18 protein-coding genes and 2 pseudogenes are annotated in these 25,837 nt (G+C 71.9%); 11 read left to right on the plus strand and 9 right to left on the minus strand.

Annotation, left to right across the window (positions count from 1 at the left end):
- Positions 1-35 precede the first annotated feature (35 nt).
- The 6 genes from ACICHK_RS33825 to ACICHK_RS33850 all read left to right on the plus strand — a co-directional run bounded on the left by ACICHK_RS33825 (position 36) and on the right by ACICHK_RS33850 (position 5,893).
- A complete protein-coding gene (locus ACICHK_RS33825; protein ID WP_406839877.1) occupies positions 36-2,588 on the plus strand; it encodes a nitrate- and nitrite sensing domain-containing protein in 2,553 nt (850 codons plus the stop codon).
- Entirely contained in the window at positions 2,585-3,022 is a 438-nt protein-coding gene (locus ACICHK_RS33830) for a roadblock/LC7 domain-containing protein (protein WP_151473729.1), read from the plus strand. The genes ACICHK_RS33825 and ACICHK_RS33830 overlap by 4 nt, the downstream gene beginning before the upstream one ends.
- A 19-nt stretch (positions 3,023-3,041) precedes the next feature.
- Positions 3,042-3,455 carry a DUF742 domain-containing protein gene (locus tag ACICHK_RS33835; protein WP_406839878.1) on the plus strand — a complete coding sequence of 138 codons (414 nt, stop codon included), beginning with the start codon at positions 3,042-3,044 and terminating at the stop codon, positions 3,453-3,455.
- Between the two features lie 201 nt (positions 3,456-3,656).
- Positions 3,657-4,262 (plus strand): ATP/GTP-binding protein, encoded by a 606-nt coding sequence (locus ACICHK_RS33840; protein ID WP_151473727.1) that lies wholly within the window; start codon positions 3,657-3,659, stop codon positions 4,260-4,262.
- A gap of 169 nt (positions 4,263-4,431) precedes the next feature.
- Positions 4,432-4,845 carry a roadblock/LC7 domain-containing protein gene (locus tag ACICHK_RS33845; protein WP_151473726.1) on the plus strand — a complete coding sequence of 138 codons (414 nt, stop codon included), beginning with the start codon at positions 4,432-4,434 and terminating at the stop codon, positions 4,843-4,845.
- Between the two features lie 127 nt (positions 4,846-4,972).
- Positions 4,973-5,893: a DUF6397 family protein gene (locus tag ACICHK_RS33850; protein ID WP_406839879.1), complete on the plus strand. Its 921-nt coding sequence runs from the start codon at positions 4,973-4,975 to the stop codon at positions 5,891-5,893.
- On the opposite strand, the gene ACICHK_RS33855 is transcribed toward ACICHK_RS33850, so the two are convergent.
- Positions 5,880-6,746: an acyl-CoA thioesterase gene (locus ACICHK_RS33855; RefSeq protein WP_406839880.1), complete on the minus strand. Its 867-nt coding sequence runs from the start codon at positions 6,744-6,746 to the stop codon at positions 5,880-5,882. The two genes, ACICHK_RS33850 and ACICHK_RS33855, sit on opposite strands and share 14 nt — an antisense overlap.
- 19 nt (positions 6,747-6,765) lie before the next feature.
- A complete protein-coding gene (locus ACICHK_RS33860; RefSeq protein WP_151473642.1) occupies positions 6,766-9,279 on the minus strand; it encodes an RNA helicase in 2,514 nt (837 codons plus the stop codon).
- 145 nt (positions 9,280-9,424) lie between these two features.
- Here ACICHK_RS33860 and ACICHK_RS33865 point away from each other — a divergent pair, with 145 nt between their 5' ends.
- Positions 9,425-10,219, plus strand: a complete 795-nt coding sequence (locus ACICHK_RS33865) for a metal-dependent hydrolase (protein WP_406839881.1) — start codon at positions 9,425-9,427, stop codon at positions 10,217-10,219.
- Positions 10,220-10,434: 215 nt separating this feature from the next.
- Here ACICHK_RS33865 and ACICHK_RS33870 read toward each other — a convergent pair whose 3' ends face one another.
- The 4 genes from ACICHK_RS33870 to ACICHK_RS33885 all read right to left on the minus strand — a co-directional run bounded on the left by ACICHK_RS33870 (position 10,435) and on the right by ACICHK_RS33885 (position 15,424).
- The gene (locus tag ACICHK_RS33870; RefSeq protein WP_151473640.1) at positions 10,435-10,710 is read right to left on the minus strand and encodes a type B 50S ribosomal protein L31; all 276 of its coding nucleotides are present in this window, start codon (positions 10,708-10,710) and stop codon (positions 10,435-10,437) included.
- A gap of 36 nt (positions 10,711-10,746) precedes the next feature.
- Positions 10,747-11,217 carry a DUF5709 domain-containing protein gene (locus ACICHK_RS33875; protein ID WP_406839882.1) on the minus strand — a complete coding sequence of 157 codons (471 nt, stop codon included), beginning with the start codon at positions 11,215-11,217 and terminating at the stop codon, positions 10,747-10,749.
- 470 nt (positions 11,218-11,687) lie between these two features.
- Positions 11,688-13,559 (minus strand): ABC transporter ATP-binding protein, encoded by a 1,872-nt coding sequence (locus tag ACICHK_RS33880; protein WP_406839883.1) that lies wholly within the window; start codon positions 13,557-13,559, stop codon positions 11,688-11,690.
- A complete protein-coding gene (locus ACICHK_RS33885; protein ID WP_406839884.1) occupies positions 13,556-15,424 on the minus strand; it encodes an ABC transporter ATP-binding protein in 1,869 nt (622 codons plus the stop codon). Before ACICHK_RS33885 ends, ACICHK_RS33880 begins: the two co-directional genes overlap by 4 nt.
- A 259-nt stretch (positions 15,425-15,683) precedes the next feature.
- Between ACICHK_RS33885 and ACICHK_RS33890 the strand changes: the two genes are divergently transcribed.
- Together ACICHK_RS33890 and ACICHK_RS33895 are read left to right on the plus strand one after the other, a co-directional pair.
- Positions 15,684-16,391 carry a L,D-transpeptidase family protein gene (locus ACICHK_RS33890; RefSeq protein ID WP_406841387.1) on the plus strand — a complete coding sequence of 236 codons (708 nt, stop codon included), beginning with the start codon at positions 15,684-15,686 and terminating at the stop codon, positions 16,389-16,391.
- A gap of 97 nt (positions 16,392-16,488) precedes the next feature.
- Positions 16,489-18,138: pseudogene (locus ACICHK_RS33895) on the plus strand (peptide-N4-asparagine amidase).
- 110 nt (positions 18,139-18,248) lie between these two features.
- Here ACICHK_RS33895 and ACICHK_RS33900 read toward each other — a convergent pair.
- Positions 18,249-21,194, minus strand: a complete 2,946-nt coding sequence (locus ACICHK_RS33900) for an FAD-binding and (Fe-S)-binding domain-containing protein (RefSeq protein WP_406839885.1) — start codon at positions 21,192-21,194, stop codon at positions 18,249-18,251.
- Positions 21,195-21,277: 83 nt separating this feature from the next.
- Entirely contained in the window at positions 21,278-21,733 is a 456-nt protein-coding gene (locus ACICHK_RS33905) for a MarR family winged helix-turn-helix transcriptional regulator (protein ID WP_151473634.1), read from the minus strand.
- Positions 21,734-21,847: 114 nt separating this feature from the next.
- On the opposite strand from ACICHK_RS33905, the gene ACICHK_RS33910 reads away from it, so the two are divergent.
- On the plus strand, positions 21,848-23,647 hold the full coding sequence (locus ACICHK_RS33910; protein WP_406839886.1) for an ABC transporter ATP-binding protein: 1,800 nt from the start codon (positions 21,848-21,850) through the stop codon (positions 23,645-23,647).
- A gap of 44 nt (positions 23,648-23,691) precedes the next feature.
- Positions 23,692-24,546 (plus strand): annotated as a pseudogene (mltG, locus tag ACICHK_RS33915) (endolytic transglycosylase MltG); the annotation flags it as partial.
- A 192-nt stretch (positions 24,547-24,738) separates the two neighbouring features.
- Here the strand turns inward: mltG and ACICHK_RS33920 are convergent.
- Entirely contained in the window at positions 24,739-25,827 is a 1,089-nt protein-coding gene (locus tag ACICHK_RS33920) for an NAD(P)-binding domain-containing protein (protein ID WP_406839887.1), read from the minus strand.
- Positions 25,828-25,837: the final 10 nt, after the last annotated feature.

A 25,837-nucleotide genomic window follows, 5' to 3' on the forward strand; every position in this document is an offset into this window, starting at 1 on the left:
ACAGCACGCCCCGAACCTCTCCGATCGAGGAGGCCATGCGTACACCCCGCAGGACCACCACAGCCGGCGCCCGGCCATCGCCCCCGCCGCGTGGCCGCCGCGCGCACGCGGGCCCGCCGGCCGACGAGAGCGCGGACATCGGAGACCTCCTCGCCGGACCTTCGCCGGGAGCGCGCACGGGACGGTGGCGCGTCCGGCCCCGTACCGTCCGGGCCAAGATCGTCAGCCTGCTGATGGTGCCCATCGTCTCCTTGCTCGCGCTGTGGGCCCACGCCACCGTGAGCACGGCGCAGGACGTCGCGCGGCTGCGGCAGTCGCAGCGCGTGGACTCGACGGTCCGCACCCCCGTCGACGCCGCGGTCGCGGCACTCCAGGCCGAACGGGCGGAAGCCGTCCGCTACGCGACCCGTCCCGCCACGGTGTCACCGGGTGACTTCAAGGACCTCTCACGACTCACCGACCGCGCCGTGGCGAAGCTCCGCCTCGGAGACCACCACACCGTCGCCGACGGTGCGGACCTGCCCACCGGGGTCGCCGGGCGCCTCGCCGCCTTCATCGCCGACACGGAGCGACTGCGGTCGCTGCGCACCGGCGTACTGGACCGCAGGACCGGATGGGGCGAGACGTACGAGGAGTACACCAGGACCATCTCGACGGCGTTCGGTGTCGACGGAGCGCTCACCGGTGTCTCCGGCGCGGGCATGCGCTCCGACGCACGCGTCCTGCTGGAGTTCTCCCGGGCGGGGGAGGCGCTGGCCCAGGAGGACGCCGTGCTCGGCGGGGCCAGGCTCGCCGGGACCCTCGACGGTGAGCGGCTACGCCTGTTCACGGGGGCCGTGAACACCCGCCGCACCCTGACGGACGCCGCGGCACCGGACCTCGGCGGGCCCGCACGAACCGCGTGGAACGACCTCGTGGAGGGGAGCGCGTACGGCGACGTGCGCGCCGTCGAGGACAAGGTGCTCCTCTCTCGTCCCGGAGCCAAGGCCCTCGAAGCCGCGCCGGAAGCCGTCTGGAGCATCGCTCACGAACGGGTGAGCGACGGAATGCGGACGGTCGGGGCCGACGCGGACCGTGGTGCCCCGGACGCGGCCGACCCGCTCGGGCGCGCCCTGCTCACCCCGGCCGGTGCCGCGGTCCTCCTCGGTCTCGCCGCCGTCATCGCCTCGCTGATCATCTCCGTGCGCATCGGACGCGACCTCGTCGTCGAACTCGTGGGACTGCGTGACGGAGCCCTGGACGTCGCCCGCCGAAAACTCCCCGAGGCCATGCGCAGACTGCGCGCCGGCGAGGCGGTCGACGTGGACGACGAGGCTCCGCGGGGACGGCCCTCGGAGGACGAGACCGGACAGGTCGCCCAGGCGCTGAACACCGTGCACAGAGCGGCCCTGCACGCGGCGGTCGAGCGCGCGGAGCTGGCCGGCGGTATCTCCGGGGTCTTCGTCAATCTCGCCCGGCGCAGCCAGGTACTCGTGCACCGCCAGCTGAACCTGCTGGACGCCATGGAGCGCAGGTCCGAGGACCCTGACGAGCTGAGCGACCTGTTCCGGCTCGACCACCTCACCACGCGGATGCGGCGCCACGCGGAGAGCCTCATCATCCTCTCCGGAGCCGCGCCCGGACGGGCGTGGCGAAGGCCCGTCCCGCTCACGAACGTGGTCCGGGCGGCGGTCTCCGAAGTCGAGGACTACGCGCGCGTGGAGGTACGGCGCCTCCCCGAGACGGCCGTGGTCGGCGGAGCGGTCGCCGACGTCACCCATCTCCTGGCGGAACTCGTCGAGAACGCCGCCCAGTTCTCGCCCCCGCACACCAGGGTGCGGATCACCGGCGAACCGGTCGCGAACGGCTACGCGATCGAGGTCGAGGACCGGGGACTGGGCATGGGCAAGGAGAGGATCGCCGAGGCCAACCTGCGCATCGAACGGTCCGCGGCACTCGAGCTGTACGACAGCGACCGGCTGGGCCTCTTCGTGGTCAGCAGACTCTCGGCCCGGCACGGCGTCAAGGTGCGCCTGCAGCCGTCGCCCTACGGGGGGACGACCGCGGTCGTGCTGCTGCCCACGGCGCTGCTGCACGACGGCCCGGCGGAACGGTCCCCTCGCGAGGCCGACGCGGACGGGCCGCTGGAAAGAGAGTACGCGCGCGTGCCGGTGACCGTCGAGCCCGACGTCGTCCGGGCCGTCGAGGAGCGGCCCGCGCTGGTCCCACCGCGGCCGAGCGCTTCCGAGGAACGGGCGAACGGATCACGGGGGACACCGCCCCCGGTGGACGGTCCGAAGGGGACAGTGCCTTCGGGGACCGCTCCGCTCCGCCTGCACCGTCCCCAGGAGGGCTCCGCGGGCTCCGGCGGACTTCCGCGCCGGGTCCGCCAGGCGAACCTCGTCCCCCAACTGCGGGAACAGCGCCCCGAGGAGACGGCGGAACCCCCGGCGCCCCCGGCGGAGGACGAGCGCACACCCGAACTCGTACGGGCGCGCATGGCCGCGTACCGGGCCGGCTGGGCACGCGGCGGCGGCCGGTCACCCGGTACCGGCGCGACTCCCGGCCCCGAAGCGGTCAGTGACAGCAGCGAAGGAGACCCCTCATGATCCAGGACCCGAGCACGGACAGCGGCCGGCGGTCCGGCGAACTCGACTGGCTGCTGGACGACATGGTGCTGCGCGTGACCGAAGTACGGCACGCCGTCGTCCTGTCGAACGACGGACTGGCGGTGGGCGCGTCCACCGGTCTGCGGCGCGAGGACGCCGAACACCTCGCGGCCGTCGCCTCCGGATTCCACAGTCTGGCCAAGGGAGCGGGACGCCATTTCGGCGCGGGCGGGGTGCGCCAGACGATGGTGGAGATGGACGAGGGCTTCCTGTTCGTGGCGGCGGCGGGGGACGGTTCGTGCCTCGCCGTCCTGACCGCCGTCACCGCCGACATCGGGCTCGTGGCGTACGAGATGGCGCTTCTGGTCAAGCGGGTCGGCGAGCATCTCCACGCCCCGCCCCGGGTCACCGCGCAGCCGCCCGCGGCAGGATGACCGAGGACGGCCCGCACCGATGACCGAGGACACGCCGGGCACCCCGCCACGGCCGGGCAGCCAGTGGTACGACCAGGAGGCGGGACCGCTCGTCCGCCCCTACGCCGTGACGGGCGGCCGCACCAGAGCCGGTCCGGCCGGGGCGCACTTGGACCTGATCGCCCTGGTCACGCTCGACAGGGCGGTGGCAGGAGCCGACGAGGACACCTCGCTCGGCCCGGAGCACCGGACCCTGATCGAACTGTGCCGTGCCGAGACCCTGTCGGTCGCCGAACTGGCCGCGGGCACCGGTCTTCCCGTGGGCGTGGTCAGAGTGCTTCTGGGCGACCTCCTGGAACGCGGCCGCGTCACCGTCAGCCGCCCGGTGCCGCCCGCGCACCTGCCCGACGAGCGAATCCTCCGCGAGGTGATCGAGGGGCTGAGGGCGCTCTAGCCGATCCGTACCGGTCGGAGCCACGGCCCTTCGCGTTCACTCCTGGGCACGGAACGGGCGCGTTCCGGCCGCAAGGGGTGATGTGTGGTCCAACCGCGTCCGACGCGGCCCTGGTTGTCATGATGCTGGCTTCGCGCTCCCGCACCGACGCACCGATGCACCGATGCCGGCAGTCGCCGGCACTCCCGAGAGAAGTGATCGATGGTCTTCGAGAACTCCGACGCCACGGGTGGCGACCCGACCGCCCTGGCGCTGAAGATACTGGTCGCCGGAGGGTTCGGCGTGGGGAAGACCACCTTGGTGGGCGCGGTCAGCGAGATCCGGCCGCTGCGTACCGAGGAGCTGCTGAGCGAGGCCGGGCAGTCGGTCGACGACATCGGCGGCGTGGGCCAGAAGATCACCACGACGGTGGCCATGGACTTCGGCCGCATCACCATCCGGTCCGGTCTGTCGCTCTATCTCTTCGGAACACCCGGCCAGGACCGCTTCTGGTTCCTGTGGGACGAGTTGTCGACGGGCGCCCTGGGCGCCGTCGTCCTCGCCGACACCCGACGGCTCGAGGACTGCTTCCCGGCGGTGGACTACTTCGAGCACCGCCGGATCCCCTTCGTGGTGGCCGTCAACCGCTTCCCGGACGCCCGCGCGTACGAGGCCCAGGACGTCTCCCGCGCCCTCGACCTCGACGACGGGACACCGGTCGTCCTCTGTGACGCCCGCGATCGCGATTCCGGGAAGGAGGTGCTGATCCGGCTCGTCGAACACGCGGGGAGGGTGTACACCGCCCGGCTGCTCGAATCCGTCGGCTGAGGCCGCCCGCCGTCCGCGTCGGCTCGTCCGGCTTTCCCGGGGGTGCGCCCGCCCTCGGCCATCTTCTCTGCCATGCCTCCCGTCCGCCTTGCCCGGACGGCGGCTGTGGGGAAGGCTTGCTGGTCGAATCCTCCGGCCAGGGGGGAACGGCACACGGGGAGACCGGATCATGGATCAGAACACGGGACTCGGCTGGCTGCTCGACGACCTCACCGAGCGCGTCGAGCACGTTCGGCACGCGTTGGTGCTGTCCAACGACGGGCTGGTGACGGGCGCGAGCACGGGACTGCGGCGCGAGGACGCGGAACACCTCGCCGCGGTGTCGTCGGGACTGCACAGCCTGGCCAAGGGCTCCGGACGCCATTTCGGCGCCGGGCAGGTACGGCAGACGATGGTCGAGTTCGACGACGCGGTGCTCTTCGTCACCGCGGCCGGTACGGGCAGTTGCCTGTCCGTGCTCAGCGGGGCGGAAGCGGACATCGGCCAGGTCGCCTATGAGATGACGTTGCTGGTGAACCGCGTCGGCGAACACCTTCGCGTGGACGCCCGACAGCCGGAAGGCAAGCCCGCTTCGGAGTTCTGACCTGCTGATACGTCGCAGTGGCTGAGGTTTTCCACAGGCCCGCCGCGATGTCCGACGAGCCGGATACGGTTTTTCCCTGGGCGAGCGCACACCGGCGCGAGCCTTCCGCACCACGGGGGAGACCATCATGTCCGGGACCACTGTCACGCAGTCCGCCACCTTCCCGCTCAGCCGGGCCGCACGGGAACTGGAGCTCAGGCGAGGCGAGTTCGACCTGGCCCTGCATCTCGGCTGTGTGCGCTCGGTTCCCGACGAGGGAGGCGGGGGACACCGGATCACCCGCGAGGAGATCGACCGGGTGCGAGCGGAAGCCGGCTTCCCGGATGCGCTGCGCGCACGGGTGAAGGCCGTCGGCACCACGGAGGGCGCCGCTCTCATGGGTGTCACGACCACCCGGTTCACCCGCCTCGCCCGCCTGGGACTGGTGGTGCCGGTCAAATTTTATTTGAACCGCTACCGAGCCGTCGTGTGGCTCTACCTCGCCGAGGAACTGAGGCAGTTCGCGGCCGACGAGCAGAACGCGCCGCTGCTGAGCGGCCGGACACCCGAAAGCCTCCGGGACCAGCTGGGCGAAGGCCTGGACCTTCGTCCCCGCAACTGGCGTGGCCGCCACCTGGGGTTCCTGCTGAGGCGGACCGAGGATCCCTGGGCCCGTGCCGCGGTGGTGGCGTCCCTGCTCGACCCCGTCCACGTGGCCGAGATCGTCAAGGATCCCTACGAGCGCTCCCATCTCGACCGCCTTCGGCCCGCGCCTGTTTCACAGGCCGCGCCGGACTCGCCGGGGGCCCGCATCGCCGAACGCATCACGACGGCGGACGACCCGGACGAGATCGGCTGGCTCAGGGCAGATCTGGGGCAGAGCGTTCTGGAAGCCAGGGAGGACCGCCCCGCGCCCCGCCCGGCACCGGCCGGTCCTCCGCGCGCGGTGCGAGAACGCCTCCCCGCCTCTGAGGGCCTGATCGCACCGCCGGAGTCCGCGCGGCCACGGAGGCTGCTCACATGGCTGCGCCGAAGGAGCCCGGACGCACGCCCGCCTACAGCGCTCTGAACAACCCCTCCTGCACGACCGAGACGAGCAGGCGTCCTTCGCGGTCGTAGATGCGCCCGCGGGCCAGACCCCGGCCGCCCGTCGCGATCGGTGACTCCTGGTCGTACAGGAACCACTCGTCCGCGCGGAACGGCCGGTGGAACCACATGGCGTGGTCCAGCGAGGCCATGTCGAAGCCGCGCGGTCCCCACAGCGGTTCCACCGGGATGCGGACCGCGTCCAGAAGAGTCATGTCGCTCGCGTAGGTGAGAGCGCAGGTGTGCACGAGCGGGTCGTCGCCCAGCGGTCCGACGGCGCGCATCCACACAGCGCTGCGCGGCTCGGCGTCCTTGGTCTCCTCGGGCGTCCAGCGCAGCCGGTCCACATAACGGATGTCGAACGGCTGACGCCGCGCCATGCGCTCCAGTGCTTCGGGCAGAGCGCCCAGATGCTCCTTGATCTCCTGCGTCACCGTCGGCAGGGACTCGGGGTCCGGCACCTCACGGGCCGGCGGCAGCTGGTGCTCGAAGCTCCCTTCCTCGGGCTTGTGAAAGGAGGCGGTCAGATTGAAGATCGTGCGGCCCTGCTGCACCGCGGTGACCCGGCGCGTGGTGAACGACCGCCCGTCCCGCACCCGTTCGACCTGGTACACGATCGGGACGCCCGGCCGGCCCGGCCGCAGGAAGTACGCGTGCAACGAGTGCACCGGCCGGTCGCCCTCGGTGGTGCGGCCCGCGGCGACCAGCGCCTGGCCCGCCACCTGGCCGCCGAAGACCCGCTGCAGCGACTCCTCCGGGCTGCGCCCGCGGAAGATGTTGACCTCGATCTGCTCCAGGTCGAGCAGGTCGACGAGCCTTTCGGCCGGGTTCGTCATCGGTGGGGTTCTCCTGTGCTCACAGCTGTCCGACATCGGTGACCTTGACGACGGCACGGCCCTCCGCGTCCGAGGCCGTGAGGTCGACCTCCGCGCTGATGCCCCAGTCGTGATCGCCGTTCGGGTCCGCGAAGGTCTGCCGGACGCGCCACAGGCCGTTCTGCGGCTCCTCCACGATCGAGAGCAGCTTGGGGCCACGGGCGTCGGGACCGGTACCGAGGTCCTCGTACTCGTCCCAGTACTTGTCCATCGCCTCGCCCCACGCGTCGGCGTCCCAGCCGGAGTCGCCGTCCATCTCGCCGAGTTCGTCGACGTTGTCCAGAGCGGCCAGCTCGACCCTGCGGAACATCGCGTTGCGGACGAGCACACGGAAGGCGCGGGCGTTGGAGGTGACCGGCTTGACCTGGTCGGCCTTCTCCTGGGCCTCCTCGGCCGTCATCACCTCGGGGTTGGCGAGCTGTTCCCACTCGTCGAGGAGGCTGGAGTCGACCTGCCGCACCATCTCTCCGAGCCAGGCGATCAGATCCTCCAGGTCCTCGGACTTGAGGTCGTCCGGGACGGTGTGCTCAAGGGCCTTGTAGGCGCTGGCCAGGTAGCGCAGGACGATGCCCTCGGTGCGGGCGAGCTCGTAGAAGGATACGAACTCGGTGAAGGACATGGCCCGTTCGTACATGTCACGGATGACGGACTTCGGCGACAGCGGGTGGTCGCCGACCCACGGATGGCTCTTGCGGTAGGTGTTGTACGCGTGGAAGAGCAGTTCCTCCAGCGGCTTGGGGTACGACACCTCCTGGAGCCGCTCCATGCGCTCCTCGTACTCGACGCCGTCGGACTTCATCGCGGCCACGGCTTCGCCCCGGGCCTTGTTCTGCTGGGCCGCGAGGATCTGCCGCGGTTCGTCCAGGGTGGACTCCACCACGGACACCATGTCCAGGGCGTACGACGGGGAATCGGGGTCCAGCAGATCGAACGCGGCGAGCGCGAACGTCGACAGGGGCTGGTTGAGCGCGAAGTCCTGCTGGAGGTCGACGGTCAGCCGCACGATGCGACCGGTCGGGTCGGGCTCGTCGAGCTTCTCCACGATGCCGCCGTCGAGGAGCGAACGGTAGATCGCGATGGCCCGGCGGATGTGCCGCAGCTGCTGCTTGCGCGGCTCGTGGTTGTCCTCCAGCAGATGCCGCATCGCCTCGAAGGCGTTGCCGGGCCGTGCGATCACCGAGAGCAGCATCGTGTGGGTCACGCGGAAGCGCGAGGTCAGCGGCTCGGGGTCGGAGGCGATCAGCTTCTCGAAGGTGCTGTCCGTCCAGCCGACGAAGCCCTCGGGCGCCTTCTTGCGCACGACCTTGCGGCGCTTCTTCGGGTCGTCGCCCGCCTTGGCGAGCGACTTCTCGTTCTCGATGACGTGCTCCGGCGCCTGAGCGACGACGTAGCCGGCCGTGTCGAAGCCCGCGCGTCCGGCCCGGCCGGCGATCTGGTGGAACTCGCGGGCGCGCAGCGTGCGCACCCGGGTCCCGTCGTACTTCGTCAGCGCGGTGAACAGCACCGTGCGGATGGGGACGTTGACGCCGACACCGAGGGTGTCCGTGCCGCAGATGACCTTCAGGAGACCGGCCTGCGCCAGCTTCTCCACCAGCCGCCGGTACTTGGGCAGCATGCCGGCGTGGTGCACACCGATCCCGTGGCGCACGTAGCGGGAGAGATTGCGGCCGAACTTGGTGGTGAACCGGAAGTTGCCGATCAGCTCGGCGATCTGGTCCTTCTCCTCGCGCGTGCACATGTTGATGCTCATCAGCGCCTGCGCCCGCTCCACGGCCTGCGCCTGGGTGAAGTGCACGATGTAGACCGGGGCCTGCTTGGTGGCGAGCAGTTCGGTGAGCGTCTCCGTCAGCGGAGTGAGCACGTACTCGTAGGACAGCGGGACGGGCCGGGTCGCCGAGCGGACCACCGCCGTGGGGCGGCCGGTGCGGCGGGTGAGATCCTTCTCGAACATCGAGACGTCACCGAGCGTCGCCGACATCAGGATGAACTGCGCCTGCGGAAGTTCCAGGATCGGGATCTGCCAGGCCCAGCCCCGGTCGCCCTCGGCGTAGAAGTGGAACTCGTCCATGACGACCTGACCGACGTCGGCGTGCTTGCCGTCCCGCAGCGCGATCGACGCGAGGACCTCGGCGGTGCAGCAGATCACCGGAGCGTCGGCGTTCACGGAGGCGTCGCCGGTGAGCATGCCGACGTTCTCGGTGCCGAACATCTTGCACAGCTCGAAGAACTTCTCCGAGACGAGTGCCTTGATCGGCGCCGTGTAGAAGGTGACCTCGTCCCGGGCGAGCGCGGCGAAGTGCGCTCCCGCGGCGATCATGCTCTTGCCCGAGCCGGTGGGGGTCGAGACGATCACGTTCGCACCCGAGACCACTTCGATCAGCGCCTCCTCCTGATGGGGGTAGAGCGTGATGCCGCGTTCTCCGGCCCACGACTCGAAGGCTTCGTAGAGGGCGTCGGGGTCCGTGGTCTGCGGCAGCTGATCGATAAGGGTCACGCCCCCATCTTGCCTGTCGATACACGTGATGGGGGAATCGGATGTCCGGGGGAAGATCACGCCCGTTACGCTGTGGCGCCGGTGACGCGTCAGCGCGCACGGGCAACTGGACAGCGTCACAGGAGAAATGGGGCAGGGAACGGCCATGATGGGACCAGCACACTCACTGTCGGGGGCCGCGGCCTGGCTGGGCGTCGGAGCGGCGGCTGCCGCGGCCGGCCACGCCATGCCCTGGCCGGTCCTGCTCGTCGGTGCCCTGATCTGCGCGGGCGCCGCTCTCGCCCCGGATCTGGACCACCACGCCGCCACCATCTCGAACGCCTTCGGACCGGTGTCGAAAAGGCTGTGCGAGATCGTCGACAAACTCTCCTACGCCGCCTACAAGAGCACCAGGAAGCCGGGCGACCCCCGGCGCAGCGGCGGTCACCGCACGCTGACGCACACCTGGGTGTGGGCGGTGGCGGTCGGATCGGGCACGGCGGTGCTGGCGATCACCTGCGGTCGCTGGGCGGTCCTCGGGATCCTCTTCGTGCACATGGTGCTCGCCATCGAGGGGCTGCTGTGGCGGGCCGCCCGCGGTTCGAGCAGCAACGTCCTGGTCTGGCTGCTCGCCGCGACGAGCTCGTGGATCCTCGCGCAGACCCTGGACAAGCCGGGCAACGGCTCGGACTGGCTGTTCACGGCGCCGGGCCAGGAGTACCTCTGGCTCGGGCTGCCGGTCATCCTCGGCGCCCTGGTGCACGACATAGGGGACGCGCTGACGGTGTCGGGCTGCCCGATCCTGTGGCCCATCCCGATCGGCCGCAAGCGCTGGTATCCCGTGGGCCCGCCCAAGGCGATGCGCTTTCGCGCGGGAAGCTGGGTCGAGCTCAAGGTCCTGACCCCGGTGTTCATGGTGCTGGGCGCCGTGGGCTGTGCCGCCGCGCTGAACTTCATCTGAGTCCGGCGGTTCCCCGGCCGCACCGGCGCGCGGCCGCTCCCCGGCCGCACCGGTGCCCCTTGCCTCCCGGGCCGTCCTGGAGTCCGGCGTCGCCCTTCTCGCCGGCCGGTACCGGGCGGCCGGCGTCCGTGGGGGCTGTGCGCCGCCGCGGTCGCGTCGGGGGTCAGGTCCGGGCGGTGGGACGTCCTTCGCGTGGCGGAGGGCACCCGCCGTGCTCAGCCGTCCTTCCCCGCGCCGGACGCCTGCTCCCCGCCACCGAAACGCCGCTCGAACCGGGCGACACGGCCTTCCGAGTCCACCGTGCGGGCCTCGCCCGTGTAGAAGGGATGGCTCTCGGAGGAGATCTCGACGTCCACGACCGGGTAGGTCTCGCCGTCGTCCCAGTCGATGGTCCTCTCGCTCTTCGCGGTGGAGCGCGTGAGGAAGGCGTAGCCGGCGGCGCGGTCGCGGAAGACCACGGGGCGGTAGTCGGGCTGCTTGTCCTGCTGCATGGCGATTCCTCGGGGGAGGTGCGGGACGCGTGCCGGTCAGCCGGACACGGCGTCCTCGTCGACGATGTGCATCGCGGCTTCCTCCGCCGAGGCCGCGGCGCCGTCGATGCCGATGTCCGTGGCGACGAGCCCGCTCTCCTCGTCCTCGTGCGCGCCTTCGTTCGGAGCCACCAGACGGCCGGAGCGGAGGGCGCCCACCTCGTTGTCGAGGGGCTCTCCGTCGGTGTCGTCGCAGTCGCCGATGCCGTCCCCGTCGGATTCGGCGATGTCGGGCAGCTCGTCGGCGAGGCGCTGGTCCAAGGTCTCGCCCGCCCGGCGTTCCGAGGCGGTCACACCGCGGTGCTCCACCGCCCACGGCCGCTCCGGCGGGGACCAGCCGCGGTCCAGGGGGTCACTCACGCCGTCCGCGACCAGTGTGTCCTCGGCGTCGAGCAGCCCCGCGTCGTCCTGTACCTCGGATCCGTCGGGCTGGTAGACGTCGTCTCCCCATCCGTCGGCGCTGTCCACGGGTACCTCCAGGGGGTGCGGACGGGACCGGAGCCGCCGTGTTCGACGGCGGGCGCGCGGGCCCGAGGGCACAGGCGTCGCTCCGCGCGAACCGGGTGGTTCCCGGGAGTCCCCCGAGCGGGTGCCCACGTCCAGCCTTCCACCCCCCTTCGGCACCGCGCAACGCCACAGGGGCCGACCAGCAGCGCCGCACGGGCCGACGTCGGACCCGCCCGGCCTCTCGCGCGATGCGCCGAGGACGGCCAGGACCCCTCATCCGGCGAGCGGCGAAACCTCGTCGGCCGAGGTCGCCGTCGGGACCGGTCGCCGTCGGCACCTACCGTTGGGCCGCGGGAGGACACCGGAGCACCACACGGAGCGGACGGGCGTGCGCCGGCCCGCCCGGCAGTGAACGCGGGAGCGGACCGATACGCGGTGAGCGCGGGCACCGTCCGGAGCGACGCCGGCAGCATCGCCCCGGCCGGGGCCGCTCACCCGTGCCAGGACCTCCACAGCGCCGCGTACGCGCCGTCCGCCGAGACCAGTTGCTCATGACTGCCGAGTTCGCTGATGCGGCCGTTCTCGACGACGGCGATGACGTCCGCGTCATGGGCGGTGTGGAGGCGGTGGGCGATGGCGACGACGGTGCGGCCGTCGAGAACGCGGGCCAGCGAACGTTCCAGATGGCGGGCCGCCCGCGGATCCAGGAGCGAGGTCGCCTCGTCCAGGACCAGGGTGTGCGGGTCGGCCAGGACCAGCCGGGCCAGCGCGATCTGCTGGGCCTGGGCCGGAGTGAGCGCGAACCCGCCCGAGCCGACCTCGGTGTCCAGACCGTCGTCCAGCGCCCGTGCCCAGCCGGTCGCGTCGACCGCGCCGAGTGCCGCCCAGAGGCGGGCGTCGACGGAGGCGGTGCCCTCGCCCGGAGCCTTTGCCGGAGTCCGCTCCTGCTCCTCGGCCCCCTCCTGCTCCTCGTCCTCGTCCTTGTACTGCCGGGAGCGGGGGACGGCGAGCAGCAGGTTGTCGCGCAGGGAGCCCACGAACACGTGGTGCTCCTGGTTGACCAGCGCCACATGCGCGCGGACCTCCTCCGCGGGCATCCGGGACAGCTCGGCGCCGCCGAGGGTGATCCGGCCGTCCCGGGGCGCGTAGATCCCGGCGAGCAGCCTGCCCAGCGTGGACTTGCCCGCGCCGGACGGACCGACCAGGGCGAGCCGGGTGCCGGGCGGCACCGCCAGGGAGACCTCCCGCAGCACGTCCACGCCCGCGCGGTAGCCGAAGCGCACCCGGTCCGCGTGGACGTCACGTCCGTCCGGAGCCACGGCCGGGTCGCCCGCCTCCGGCTGGATCTCCCGGACGCCCACCAGCCGCGCCAGCGAGACCTGGGCGACCTGGAGCTCGTCGTACCAGCGCAGGATCAGCCCCACCGGGTCGACGAGCATCTGGGCGATCAGCGCACCCGTCGTCAGCTGGCCCACCCCGATCCAGCCCTGGAGGGTGAGGCACCCGCCGATCATCAGGACCGAGCAGAGCACCGTCACATGCGTGATGTTGACGACCGGGAAGAGGACCGACCGCAGCCAGAGCGTGTAGCGTTCCCACGCGGTCCATTCCCGGATCCGGCGGTCCGACAGCGCGATGCGGCTCCCGCCCAGACGGTGCGCCTCGACGGTGCGCCCGGCGTCGACCGTCTCGGCGAGGACGGCGGCGACGGCGGCGTACCCGGCCGCCTCCGACCGGTAGGCGGCCGGTGCCCGTTTGAAGTACCAGCGGCAGCCCACCACCAGCAGCGGAACGGCGACCAGCACGGCGGGAGCGAGCACCGGGGCGGTCACGGCGAGTCCACCGAGCAGCAGCGCCGCCCACACCACACCGATGGCCAGCTGCGGCACGGCCTCGCGCATCGCGTTGGCGAGCCGGTCGATGTCGGTGGTGATGCGGGACAGCAGGTCGCCGGTCCCGGCCCGCTCCAGGACGCCGGGCGGCAGACCGACCGACCGTACGAGGAAGTCCTCGCGCAGATCGGCCAGCATCCGCTCGCCGAGCACGGCACCGCGCAGCCGCACCTGCCGTACGAACACCGCCTGGACGATGAGCGCGACGACGAACAGGGCGATGGTGGTCCCCAGATGGAGGTCGCGCGCGTGGTCCGAGACGCGTTCGACGACCGAGCCCAGCAGATAGGGCCCGGCCATCGAGGCCACGACGGCCACGGCGTTGACGGCGACCAGGAGCAGGAAGGCCCTGCGGTGCCGCCGGAACAGCTCGGTCACGTAGGCGCGTACGGTCGCGGGCGCGCCGACGGGCAGCGTGTTCGCCGTCGTCGGGGCGGCCGGGTCGTACGCCGGTGGCACCACGCCGATCATGCGGTCTCCTCGATCTCTTCCAGTACGCCGTCGAGAACGGCCTCGTCGTCCGAGGCCACCCCGCCGGGAACGGTCCGGTCCCGGGCTTCGCCGGCGGCCTCCTCCCCGGTCTCCCGGGTCACCACGTCCCGGTACCGCGGTTCGCCGTGCACCAGTTCGCGGTGCGTGCCGACCGCGACGACCTCGCCCTCGCTGACCAGGACGACCCGGTCCGCGTGGTCCAGGAGCAGTGGTGAGGAGGTGAAGACCACGGTGGTGCGCCCGGCGCGCAAGGAGCGCACTCCGTCGGCGATCCGGGCCTCGGTGTGCGAGTCGACCGCGGACGTCGGCTCGTCCAGGACGAGAACCTCCGGGTCCGTGATCAGGGACCGGGCCAGCGCGAGCCGCTGGCGCTGGCCCCCGGACAGGGAGCGCCCGCGTTCCGTGACGCGCGCGTCCATCGGGTCCTCGGTGTCGAGCGAGCCCTGGGTGAGCGCGTCCAGCACGTCGCCGCACTGCGCGGCGGACAGGGCCGCCTCGGCGCTCACGAGACCCGACGCGGGCACGTCGAGCAGTTCGCGCAGGGAGCCGGACAGCAGTACCGGGTCCTTGTCCTGGACGAGGACGGCGGTGCGGGCGCACTCCAGGGGCAGCTCGTCCAGCGGTACGCCCCCGAGGACCACCGAGGTGCTCTTCGGGCCGCTTTCGCCAAGAGCCTCCTCGCCCGGCCCGGAGGCGTGGCCGCCGAGCCGTTCGGCCAGCAGCCCCGCCGCGTCCGGGTCCCCGCACACCACGGCGGTGAGCCGGCCGGCAGGAGCCAGCAGACCGGTCACCGGGTCGTACAGATCGCCGCCCGGCACCTCCGCGGCGAGCGAGCCGGCGCTGTCCACGGTCCGTTCCAGGGACAGCACCCGGGCCGCTCGCCTGGCGGAGGGACGCGAGAAGGAATAAGCCATCGCGATCTCTTCGAAATGCCGCAAAGGGTATGTGAGCAGCATGACGGCGCTGTACACGGTGACGAGTTCACCGACCTCGATCCGGCCGTCCCGGGCCAGCTGCACACCGCGCCAGACGACGGCGATCATCAGCAGACCGGGCAGGAGCACCTGGATCGCCGAGATCAGCGACCACATGCGCGCGCTGCGCACGGCGGCCCGGCGGACCTCCTGTGAGGCACGGCGGTAGCGGTCGAGGAAGAGCTCCTCGCCGCCGATGCCGCGCAGCACCCGCAGGCCCGCCACGGTGTCGGAGGCCAGCTCGGTGGCACGGCCCGCCTTCTCCCGTTGGAAGTCGGCGCGCCGGGTGGCACGGGGCAGCAACGGCAGTACGGCCACCGCCAGCACGGGTACGCCCACGGCGACGATCACGCCCAGGGCCGGCTGGTAGACGGCAAGCGCCGCGCAGACCACCACGACCGTCACGGCGGCCGCCGAGAACCGGGACACGGCCTCCACGAACCAGCCGATCTTCTCGACGTCGCCGGTGGAGACCGCGACCACCTCGCCCGCCGCGACGCGCCGTGTCAGCGCGGAGCCCAGCAGCGCGGTTCTGCGGGCCAGCAGTTGCTGGACGCGCGCGGCCGCGGTGATCCAGTTGGTGACCGCGGTGCGGTGCAGCATGAGTTCGCCCAGGGCGATGCACGCGCCGCACCCCGCCATCAGGGCGCCGGTCAGGGCGAGCCGGGTGCCGGAGCGGTCGACGACGGACTGGACGGCCAGACCGACGCAGAACGGCAGTGCGGAGACGGCCAGGAAGTGCAGCAGGCCCCAGGCCAGGGCCTTGAGCTGTCCGCCGAGCTGATTCCGCCCGAGCCACCACAGGAATCGGGGACCTGAGTGCGCGTCGGGCACACCCGGGTCGGGATACGGAAGGTCTTGGATCTGCATGACGTCCCAGTGGCTCGTGTCAGGAGATGGAGGGAGTTCCGGATTTAGGCAGCCGTCCGGCCGCGGGGCCGACAGCAAACCGTGAAAGGTTCGCGTCGCAGCGTGGTCGAAGGCAAACGGTTTTCCGCCCCGGCGCGGGGAACCGGCCCGGAGCGACCGCGCCCGGCCGGGACGGGAGGGGAGGGCGATCCGTCCGGTGCGCAGTGCGAGGATGGACGGCATGCGAAAGAACGGTGCGATGCGTACGGGGCTCGCGGCCATGGTCTGCGGAGCCGTCGCCGTCACCCTCTCGGCCTGCGGTGGCCCGGGGGGCGGAGGCGGGAGCGGCGCGAAGAGCCATGCGGGAGGCCGGGGCGAGGCCGCCCGTACGAGTGCGCCCGCCGACCCGACACGCATCCCCGATGTGGGTGACCGGATCCAGCGGCAGATCCCCTCGAACTCCCGTCAGGTCCTGGCGGTGTACGGCGAGGGCAAGGACTCCGCGGACTCCACGGTCGTGCTGTACACGAAGTCCGGTACGGCCTGGGAGAAGACGCGCAGCTGGGCCGCGCACAACGGGAAGAAGGGCTGGACCACGGACCACCACGAGGGCGACAAGCGCAGCCCCGTCGGCGTGTTCACCCTCAGCGACGCCGGTGGCGTGCTCGACGATCCGGGCGCCCGGCTGCCGTACACGCAGTCGGGGAGTTTCCAGGCACCGCACTACTGGGCGAAGTCGCACTGGCACGACTTCGACTACGTCATCGCCATCGACTACAACCGCCTCAAGGGCAGTCCGCCGAACGACCCGACCCGTCCCCTGGGGCAGAGCAAGGGCGGCAGCATCTGGTTGCACATGGACCACGGCAGCGGTACGTCGGCGTGCGTGAGCGTGTCCAAGCCGGCCATGGAGTACCTCCTGCGCACACTCGATCCGGAACGGCATCCCGTGGTGGTGATGGGGGACAAGGCGGACCTGAAGGCCTAGCGGGCCGAAGTCCCGGCCCGGACGTCGAGTCCCGGAGCGGTGCCCGGAGAAGGGTGCGCCATTGCGGTCGGCCCGGCCGCCCCGTAGAACACCGCACATGAGTAGACCGGTCATCATGTCCATGCTCGCCGGAGTGATCCTCGTGGCGGGCGCCCTCCTCGGGGCGGGCCCGGCTCCGGCGGCCACCGCGTCCGTCGCGGCTCATACGTCCGGAGCTTTAGGCGCGCCTGTCGCCGGACCGGCCGACGTGCCCGCCGAGTTCGGCAGCGACTGGCACGACCCCGTCACCGCCGCCCCACCCGTCGGCAGGCCGTCCGGGACGTCCTGCGAAGTGACGCTCGCCGAGGCGCGGTTCCGCGACTTCACGCCCTACACGGGCACGTACACCCCGCCGTCTGGCTGCGGCGACCGCTGGAGCAAGGTCGTGCTCCGGCTCGAAGGCAAGGTCAAGGGGCGCCAGTTCGACCGACTCGGCTATCTGCACGTCGGAGGGGTGGAGATCCTCCGCACCTCCACCCCGGAGCCGTCGCCCGACGGCATCGAATGGTCCGTCGAGACGGACGTGACGCGTTACAGCGACACGTTCCGGCGGATCCAGGACGTCGAGATGCTGATCGGGAACGTCGTCGACGACACCTACACCGGAGTTCTCGACGTCAAGGCCACCTTGACGTTCTACACGGGCAGGCCCGCCGTGACCCCCGACCGCGTCCTGACCCTCCGGAACGGCACCCTGACCACGCCGCGCAACAGCGAGCGCGTGATCGCCGAGGTGTACGCGACCGGGTCCGGCGGCGGCTGCGAGGAGGTCTGGTACCTGACGGTCCCGGGTGAGGCGCCGTATTCCTGCAAGGCGGGCGACGGCCCCTACCGCGAGGTGCAGATCAAGGTCGACGGCCGACTCGCGGGAATCGCCGCACCGTTCCCGACCGTGTGGACCGGCGGCTGGTCCAACCCCTTCCTCTGGTACGTGATTCCGGGGCCCCGCGCCTTCGCCGTCAAGCCCATCGAGTACGACCTGACCCCGTTCGCCGGGCTGCTCGACGACGGGCGTCCGCACCGGATCGACGTCTCCGTCGTCGGCGTTCCCGAGGGGCAGTCCGGCTGGAGCCTGCCCGTCAACGTGCTCGTCCGGCAGGACGCGAAGCGCTCCCGCCTGAGCGGTGCGCTCGTCCGGGCCGAGGCGGGCGACCTCACCGACGCGTCCACGTACACGCCGGGTTCGCGGCACCGGGTCGACACCGAGGGAAGGCACCGGCTGACGGTCTCCGGATACCTCGACACCTCACACGGCCGGGTGCTGACGACCGTCGACCGCACCCTCGTGAACGGTTCCACGCACCGCTGGACCGAAGGTGAGGACACCGACGGCCTCGAGGCGACGTGGACCGACGACGAGGTGGTGACCGTCGACGGACGCGGACCCGCCACGACGACGCACACCCGGCGCACGTACACGATGGACGGCACGACGACCCTCGGCGCGGACGACCGGTTGCGGACCGTGCTGACGCTCGGCGACCGGGCCGTCGTGACCGCGGCGTCCGGCGGCCGGCCCGCCACGCGGTCACGGCTCGACGACACCTACACGGGCGACGCGACGTACACGGCCGGTGTGCCGCGCGACCAGCGGCACGCGGTCGCCACGACGAGCGAGCGCTAACGCCTCCGCGGTCCGGCCGGCTGTTACGACCGCTCCCTGGTCACCGTGCAGGGGGTGCTCACCCGGGACCGCGCCGGCTGCTGAGCCCCGCCGCCCGCGGCGCACCCGGTGTCGCGGGCGGCGCCCGGCCCGCGCCGACGAGCCGGGCGGCCCGGGCGAGGAGGTGAAGCGGACACGGCCGGTGTCCGGCCGGGTCACCGGGGCCGGCCGGCCCGCCCGGCACCCGGGCGGGTCGCGTGCTCCAGCGCCAGGAGGGCGGAGCGGTAGCCGCGGCCCGTCGCGTGCTCCATGCCCACCTCGCACATGCGGTTGGCCGACAGATGCGCGTCGAAGTCGCGGGAGGTCACGAACGCCGCCTCCTCGCGGGTGGCCGACTCGGTGAGTTCCCGGTGGAGCATGCCGCGGTCGCCCGCGAAGCCGCAGCACCTGGCGTCGTCGGGCACCACCACCTCGTCCGCGCACGCCTCGGCCACCGCGCGCAACTGCGCCTCGTCGCCCAGGTGCCGCATGGAACAGGTCGGGTGGAGCACCGCGGAGCCGAGAGTGCGGTGCACGGTGAGGTGGGGGAGGAGCTCCTCCGCCGCCCACACGAGTGAGTCGACGACCCGCAGCCCGGCGTGCAACTCCTTGTTGTCGTCGGTCAGATACGGAACGACCTCGCGCGCGATGCCCAGAGTGCACGACGACGCGTCCACGACGAGCGGCAGTCTGCCGCCGGCGGTCCAGCCCCAGGCCGCCTCGACGACGCGGTTGGCCATCACGGCGTTGCCCGCGTCGTACCCCTTGGAGTGCCAGATCGTCGCGCAGCAGGTTCCCCGCACATCGTCCGGGATCCACACCGGCCTTCCCGCCCGCGCGGAGACCGCGACGACGGCCCGCGCGAGCGACACGTCCCCCGGGCCGCCGAAGACGCGGTTGACGCAGGCCGGGTAATAGACGGCGACGGCCCCCACGCGTGCGGTGCGGGGCATCGTGGAGTCGGCGGCTTCCGGCATCCGCGGCAGCCACTCGGGCACGAGATCGGGGCGTACGGCCGTGCGGACCGCCCGCGTCACGGTGTTCACCCGCCGGTCGCCGATCCGGTGCGCGGCGGCGACGGCCAGCCGGGCGGAGGCTTCGAGCACGCGGAAGTGCCGCGCGGCGAGCGCGGCCGCCTTCTCCTCGCGCGGCGAGTGCCGGGCGTGGCGGAGCGTCTTCATCAGGGCGCCCGTGTCGATGCCGACCGGGCAGGCCGGCCCGCAGCTCGAGTCGCCCGCGCAGGTGTCCACGGCGTCGTGTCCGTATGCCTCCAGGAGCCCGTTCTCCACCGGGGAACCGTAGGGCTGGCGCATCATCTCGCGACGCAGCACGATCCGCTGCCGCGGTGTCGTTGTCACGTCCCGGCTGGGGCAGACCGGTTCGCAGAAGCCGCACTCGATGCAGGGGTCGGCGATCGCCTCGACGCGGGGGATCGTCTTCAGGCCCCTCACGTGCGCCCGCGGGTCGCGGTCGAGCACGACGCGCGGTGCGAGCACGCCGTCCGGATCGATCAGCCGTTTCGTGCGCCACATCAACTCCGTCGCCCGGGGCCCCCATTCGAGCTCCAGGAAGGGCGCGATGTTGCGTCCGGTGGCGTGTTCGGCCTTCAGTGAGCCGTCGAAGCGTTCGACGGTGAGCCGGCAGAACGCGTCCATGAAGGCGGCGTAGCGTTCCACGTCGGCCGGCCTGGACGCGTCGAAGGCCAGCAGGAAGTGCAGATTGCCGTGGGCGGCGTGGCCCGCGACGGCGGCGTCGAAGCCGTGCCGGGTCTGGAGCTCCAGCAGCGCCTCGCAGGCCTCGGCGAGCCGCTCGGGCGGTACCGCGAAGTCCTCCGTGATCAGTGTCGTCCCGGACGGACGAGCGCCGCCGACCGCCGCCACGAACGCCTTGCGGGCCTTCCAGTACCCGGCGACGGTACGCCCGTCACGGGTGAGGGAGTTCGTCACCGAGGGCACGGGCGACACCAGGGGGAGCCCTTCCAGCACCGCGCGGGCCCTTTCCTCGTACACCTCCTGCGCGGCCTCGTCCGGGGCGCGGAACTCGACGAGCAGTGCGGCCGTCGGACCCGGCAGAGCGGCCCAGTCCCCGGGCACGCCCTCGACGGCCACCGAGGCGCGCAGGGTGTTGCCGTCCATCAGCTCGACGGCCGAGGCGCCCGCGGCGGTGAGCGGGGGCACGGCGGCGGCCGCGGCCGGGAGCGAGCCGAAGAAGAGCAGCGCGGCCGAGACCCGGCGGTCCAGCGGAAGGGTGTCGAGGACGACCTCCGAGATGAATCCGAAGGTGCCCTGCGAGCCGACCATCAGGCCGCGCAGGATCCCGACGGGCGTCGAGCCGTCGAGGAAGGCGTCCAGGCGGTAGCCGTTGGTGTTCTTGATCGCGTACTTGGCGCGGATGCGCCGGACCAGTCCGGCGTCCGCCTCGATCTCCGCCTTGAGCTCCATGAGTCCGGCGCACAGGGCCGGTTCCGCCCGCGCCAGCCGCTCGTCGGCGTCCGGTTCGGCCGTGTCCACGACCGTGCCGGTCGGCAGCACGAACGTCAGCGAGGCGAGGGTGACGTACGCGTTGCGGGTGGTGCCCGCCGTCATGCCGGAGGCGTTGTTCGCGACGACACCGCCGACCGTGCAGGCGACCGCGCTGGCCGGATCGGGGCCGAGCACGCGCCCGTGCCGGGCGAGCGCGGCGTTGACGCGGGCGACGGTCGTGCCCGGAGCGATCCGGACCCGTGCTCCGCCGTCGAGGATCTCGACGCCCGTCCAGTGCCGGCGGACGTCGACGAGGACGTCCTCGCCCTGCGCCTGGCCGTTGAGCGAGGTCCCGGCCGCCCGGAACACCACCTCGCGGCCCTTGCCGTGGGCGTACGAGAGCACGGCCGAGACGTCGTCGACGTCCTCGGGGACCACGACGACCCGCGGCACGAAGCGGTAGGGGCTGGCGTCGGAGGCGTAGCGCACGAGGTCGGAGACCCCGGTCAGCACCTTGTCGGCGCCGAGCAGGGCGACCAGGTCGCCGCGCAAGGGCTCGGGAGTGCCCCCGGCCCGGTCCTCGGGGACCCGGTCGGCCGCCGGGGCTCCCGGGCGCGCGCGGGGACGCAGCTTGGCGGGGTCGGGCTCCAGCAGGGGCATCGCGGACCACTCCTCACACGCTCGTGGCGGCCGCGGGCGCCGCGCCGAGCCGCCTCAGCGGAGGCGCACCGTCCCGAGCCCGCTCAGCAGCGGTGCTCCACCCTCGGCATGCCGTCGACCAAGGTGTCCAGCAGCCCGCCGAGCACCTCGCGCTGCTCGTCCGTCAATGGAGCCAGGATCTCCTCCGCGGCGCCGCGGCGCGCGGCGCGCAGCTCCCGCAGCGCCTTGCGCCCCTCGTCCGTGACCTCGATACGGATCACCCGGCGGTTGGTGGGATCGGGCACCCGGCGCACCCTGCCGCTCGCCTCCAGGCCGTCGACCAGCGTGGTCACGGCACGGGGCACCACTTCGAGGCGCTCCGCGAGATCGGCCATACGGGGCGGTGAGGCGTAGTGCGCGAGGGTGCGCAGCAGCCGCGACTGGGCGGGGGTGATGCCCAGCTCGCGCTGCTCCAGATGGCGCTTCTGGATGCGGTGCACGCGGCGCGTCAGACGCAGCAGCTGCTCGGCGAGCAGACCGTCGGCATCGGGGGTGGTCATGCGGGAACAATATCAGGATGCCGTTCATTGTGAGTATAGGTAACAATGAGCTGGGGTCCGGCGGTCGTCGGATCCTCATCGACGTCCCTGTCGTCCCGTCTCCCTAGGAGTCCATTGCGTCCCGAACAGTCCACCTGGAGCCCGCCACCCGTCGACAAGGAACAGCCACGGCAGGTGCGCCGCATCCTGAGTCTCTTCCGGCCCTACCGCGGCCGCCTCGCGATCGTCGGCCTGCTGGTCGGCGCCGCGTCCCTCGTGGGCGTCGCCACGCCCTTCCTGCTGAAGGCGATCCTGGACACCGCGATCCCCCAGGGGCGTACGGGTCTGCTGACCCTGCTGGCGCTCGGCATGATCGCGAGCGCCGTCCTGAGCGGCGTCTTCGGCGTCCTGCAGACGCTGATCTCCACGACCGTCGGCCAGCGCGTGATGCACGATCTGCGCACGGCGGTCTACGGCCGCCTCCAGCGCATGTCGCTCGCCTTCTTCACCAGGACGCGCACGGGCGAGGTCCAGTCCCGCATCGCCAATGACATCGGCGGCATGCAGGCGACCGTCACGTCCACCGCCACCTCGCTGGTCTCCAACCTCACCAGCGTGATCGCCACGATCGTCGCGATGGTGGCCCTGGACTGGCGCCTGACCGTCGTCTCGCTGCTTCTGCTGCCGGTCTTCGTGTGGATCAGCCGCCGGGTCGGCGACGAACGCAAGAAGATCACCACCCAGCGCCAGAAGCAGATGGCGGCGATGGCCGCCACCGTCACCGAATCGCTCTCCGTCAGCGGCATCCTGCTCGGACGCACCATGGGCCGGTCCGACTCGCTGACGAAGTCCTTCGCGGAGGAGTCCGAAGGCCTGGTCGACCTCGAGGTGAGGTCGAACATGGCGGGACGCTGGCGCATGTCCGTCATCGGCATCGTCATGGCCGGCATGCCCGCCGTCATCTACTGGACCGCGGGCGTGGCCCTCGAACTCGGCGGCCCCTCCATATCGATCGGCACGCTGGTCGCCTTCGTCTCGCTCCAGCAGGGCCTGTTCCGGCCGACGGTCAGCCTGTTGTCCACCGGTGTACAGATCCAGACCTCGCTCGCGCTGTTCCAGCGCATCTTCGAGTACCTGGACCTGCCCATCGACATCACCGAACCCGAGAACCCCGTCCACCTCGACCAGGTCAAGGGCGAGATCCGCTTCGAGGACGTCGAGTTCCGCTACGACGACAAGGGCGCCCCGATCCTCGAAGGCATCGACATCACCGTCCCGGCCGGAGGCAGCCTCGCCGTCGTCGGGCCGACCGGCTCCGGCAAGTCGACGCTCAGCTATCTGGTGCCCCGGCTGTACGACGTCACGGGCGGACGCGTGACCCTCGACGGGGTCGACGTCCGGGACCTGGACTTCGACACCCTCGCGCGCGCGGTCGGCGTCGTCTCCCAGGAGACGTACCTCTTCCACGCCTCGGTCGCCGAGAACCTGCGCTTCGCCAAGCCGGACGCCACCGACGAGGAACTGCACGCGGCCGCGCGGGCGGCCCAGATCCACGACCACATCGCGTCGCTGCCCGACGGGTACGACACGGTCGTGGGCGAACGCGGTCACCGGTTCTCCGGCGGCGAGAAGCAGCGCCTCGCCATCGCCCGCACGATCCTGCGCGACCCGCCCGTGCTCATCCTCGACGAGGCGACCAGCGCCCTGGACACCCGCACCGAACACGCCGTCCAGGAGGCCATCGACGCCCTGTCGGCCAACCGCACCACGCTCACCATCGCGCACCGGCTGTCCACGATCCGGAGCGCCGACCAGATCGTCGTCCTCGACTCGGGCCGCGCGGTCGAACGCGGTACGCACGAGGAACTGCTGGCGGGGGAGGGGCGTTATGCCGCGCTCGTCCATCGGGACGCCCAACTTGAGCCGACAGGATGACGATATGTCGGGTTTGTCGGTGATGGCGCGTTACCGTGCCCGTTATGCAGACGAACACTCCGCCACGGAGCACGATCCGACTGACGCGCCGGGGCCGAGTCGCCCTCATCGCGACCGGCGCCGTCGTGGCGGCCACCGCCGTGGCGGTGCCGCTGCTGAGCGCGGGGGGCGACGACGCGCGCCCGACATCGCTCGTCGTTCCGGAGGGCTGGCGCTCCGGACAGGTCTACGCGGCCGTCGACAAGGCCCTGCGGGTTCCCGCAGGCACCACCAAGAAGTCCCTGGCGAAAGCCCACCTCAAGCTTCCGATGGACGCCAGGGGCAACCCCGAGGGCTATCTCTTCCCGGCGACGTACCCGATCGGCGAGAAGGCGACCCCGGAGTCCCTGCTGACGTCCATGGTCGACACCGCGAACAAGAAGTTCAACGGGGCGCCGGTCGCCGCGGGCGCGCAGCGCAGCGCGACGAACGTCTACCAGGCCGTCACCATCGCGAGCATCGTGCAGGCGGAGGCGGCGACCGAGGCGGACATGGGCAAGGTGGCCAGGGTCATCCACAACCGCCTGGAGCGCGGTATGCCGTTGCAGATGGACTCCACCATCAACTACGCGCTGAACCGCTCCACCCTGAACACCAGTGAGGCGGACACGAGGCTCGACAGCCCGTACAACTCCTACCGGCGCATGGGCCTGCCGCCCACGCCGATCGCCAACCCCGGCGAGGAGGCGCTGCGCGCCGCGATCAACCCGCCCCCGGGAGACTGGCTGTACTTCGTCACGGTCAAGCCGGGCGACACGCGTTTCACGGCCAGCTACGAGCAACACCAGCGCGACGTGGCCGAGTTCAACCAGCGACACCACAAGAGCGCGCCCCCCGCCGCCTCTTCCGCGCCCCCTCGGGAGTCCTCTCCCACGGCCCTTCGGACGGCCTCTCCCGCGGCCCCTCGGACGGCCTCCCCCGCGGTCACCTCCGTGGCTCCTCCCACGGTGTCTCCCGCGGTTTCCGCCGCTGTCACACCCGTCGCCACACCGGCTGCCACGTCGGCCGTCACTCCCACGGCCATTCCCACGAACTGAGAGGCGTACGGGGCGTCACACGGCGACCGGAGCGGTCGCCAGCAGCCGCTTGACCTCCCGTACGGCGGCCCGGCCCGCCCGGTTGGCGCCGACGGTGCTCGCTGAGGGTCCGTAGCCGACCAGGTGGATCCGCGGATCGGCGACCGCGCGCGTTCCCTCGACACGGATGCCGCCGCCCCGTTCGCGCAGCCGCAGCGGCGCCAGATGGTCGATGGCGGCACGGAAACCGGTCGCCCACAGGATCACGTCGGCGTCCACGCGACGCCCGTCCGCCCATTCCACGCCGTCCGGGGTGATCCGGTCGAACATCGGCAGCCGGTCCAGCACGCCGTCGGCCAGCGCCCGCCGGATCGCGTCGTTCAGCGGCAGGCCGGTGACCGAGACCACGCTCCGCGGCACGAGCCCCTGCCGGACCCGCTCCTCGACGAGGGCGACGGCGGCCCGCCCGAACTCCTCGGTGAAGGGGCCCTCGCGGAAGACCGGAGGGCGCCGGGTGACCCAGGTGGTCGCGGCCGCACGCTCGGAGATCTCCATCAGGTGCTGGGTGCCGGAGGCGCCGCCGCCCACGACGACCACGCGCCGCCCGGCGAACCATTCGGGGCCCGGGTACTGCGCCGTGTGCAACTGCCGCCCGCGGAAGGTCTCCTGGCCCGGATAGCGTGGCCAGAACGGACGGTCCCAGGTACCCGTCGCGTTGATCAGCGCCCGCGTCGACCAGGTGCCGGCGCCGGTCTCCACGAGCAGCCGCCCGTCGGCCCCCTCCCGGACCGCCCTGACGTCGACCGGCCTGCGCACCCGCAGGTCGAAGGCGCGCTCGTACGCGGCGAAGTACTCCGGGACGACCTCGGAGGACGGGCGGTCGGGGTCGGCGTCCGTGAGGTCCATGCCGGGCAGGGAGTGCATCCCGTGCACCTTGCCGTACGTCAGTGACGGCCAGCGGAACTGCCAGGCGCCGCCCGGGCGCGGGGCGTGGTCGAGCACGACGAAGTCCCGCTCGGGCTCGAAGCCCGTGCGCCGCAGGTGGTAGGCGGCGGACAGGCCGGCCTGACCGGCTCCGACGACGACCACATCGACCTCACGCGTGCTCACCCCGGTGTTGTTCACGCTTCTACGA

It is taken from the genome of Streptomyces sp. AHU1 (assembly GCF_045343905.1).
Taxonomy (GTDB): Bacteria; Actinomycetota; Actinomycetes; order Streptomycetales; family Streptomycetaceae; genus Streptomyces; species Streptomyces triticiradicis.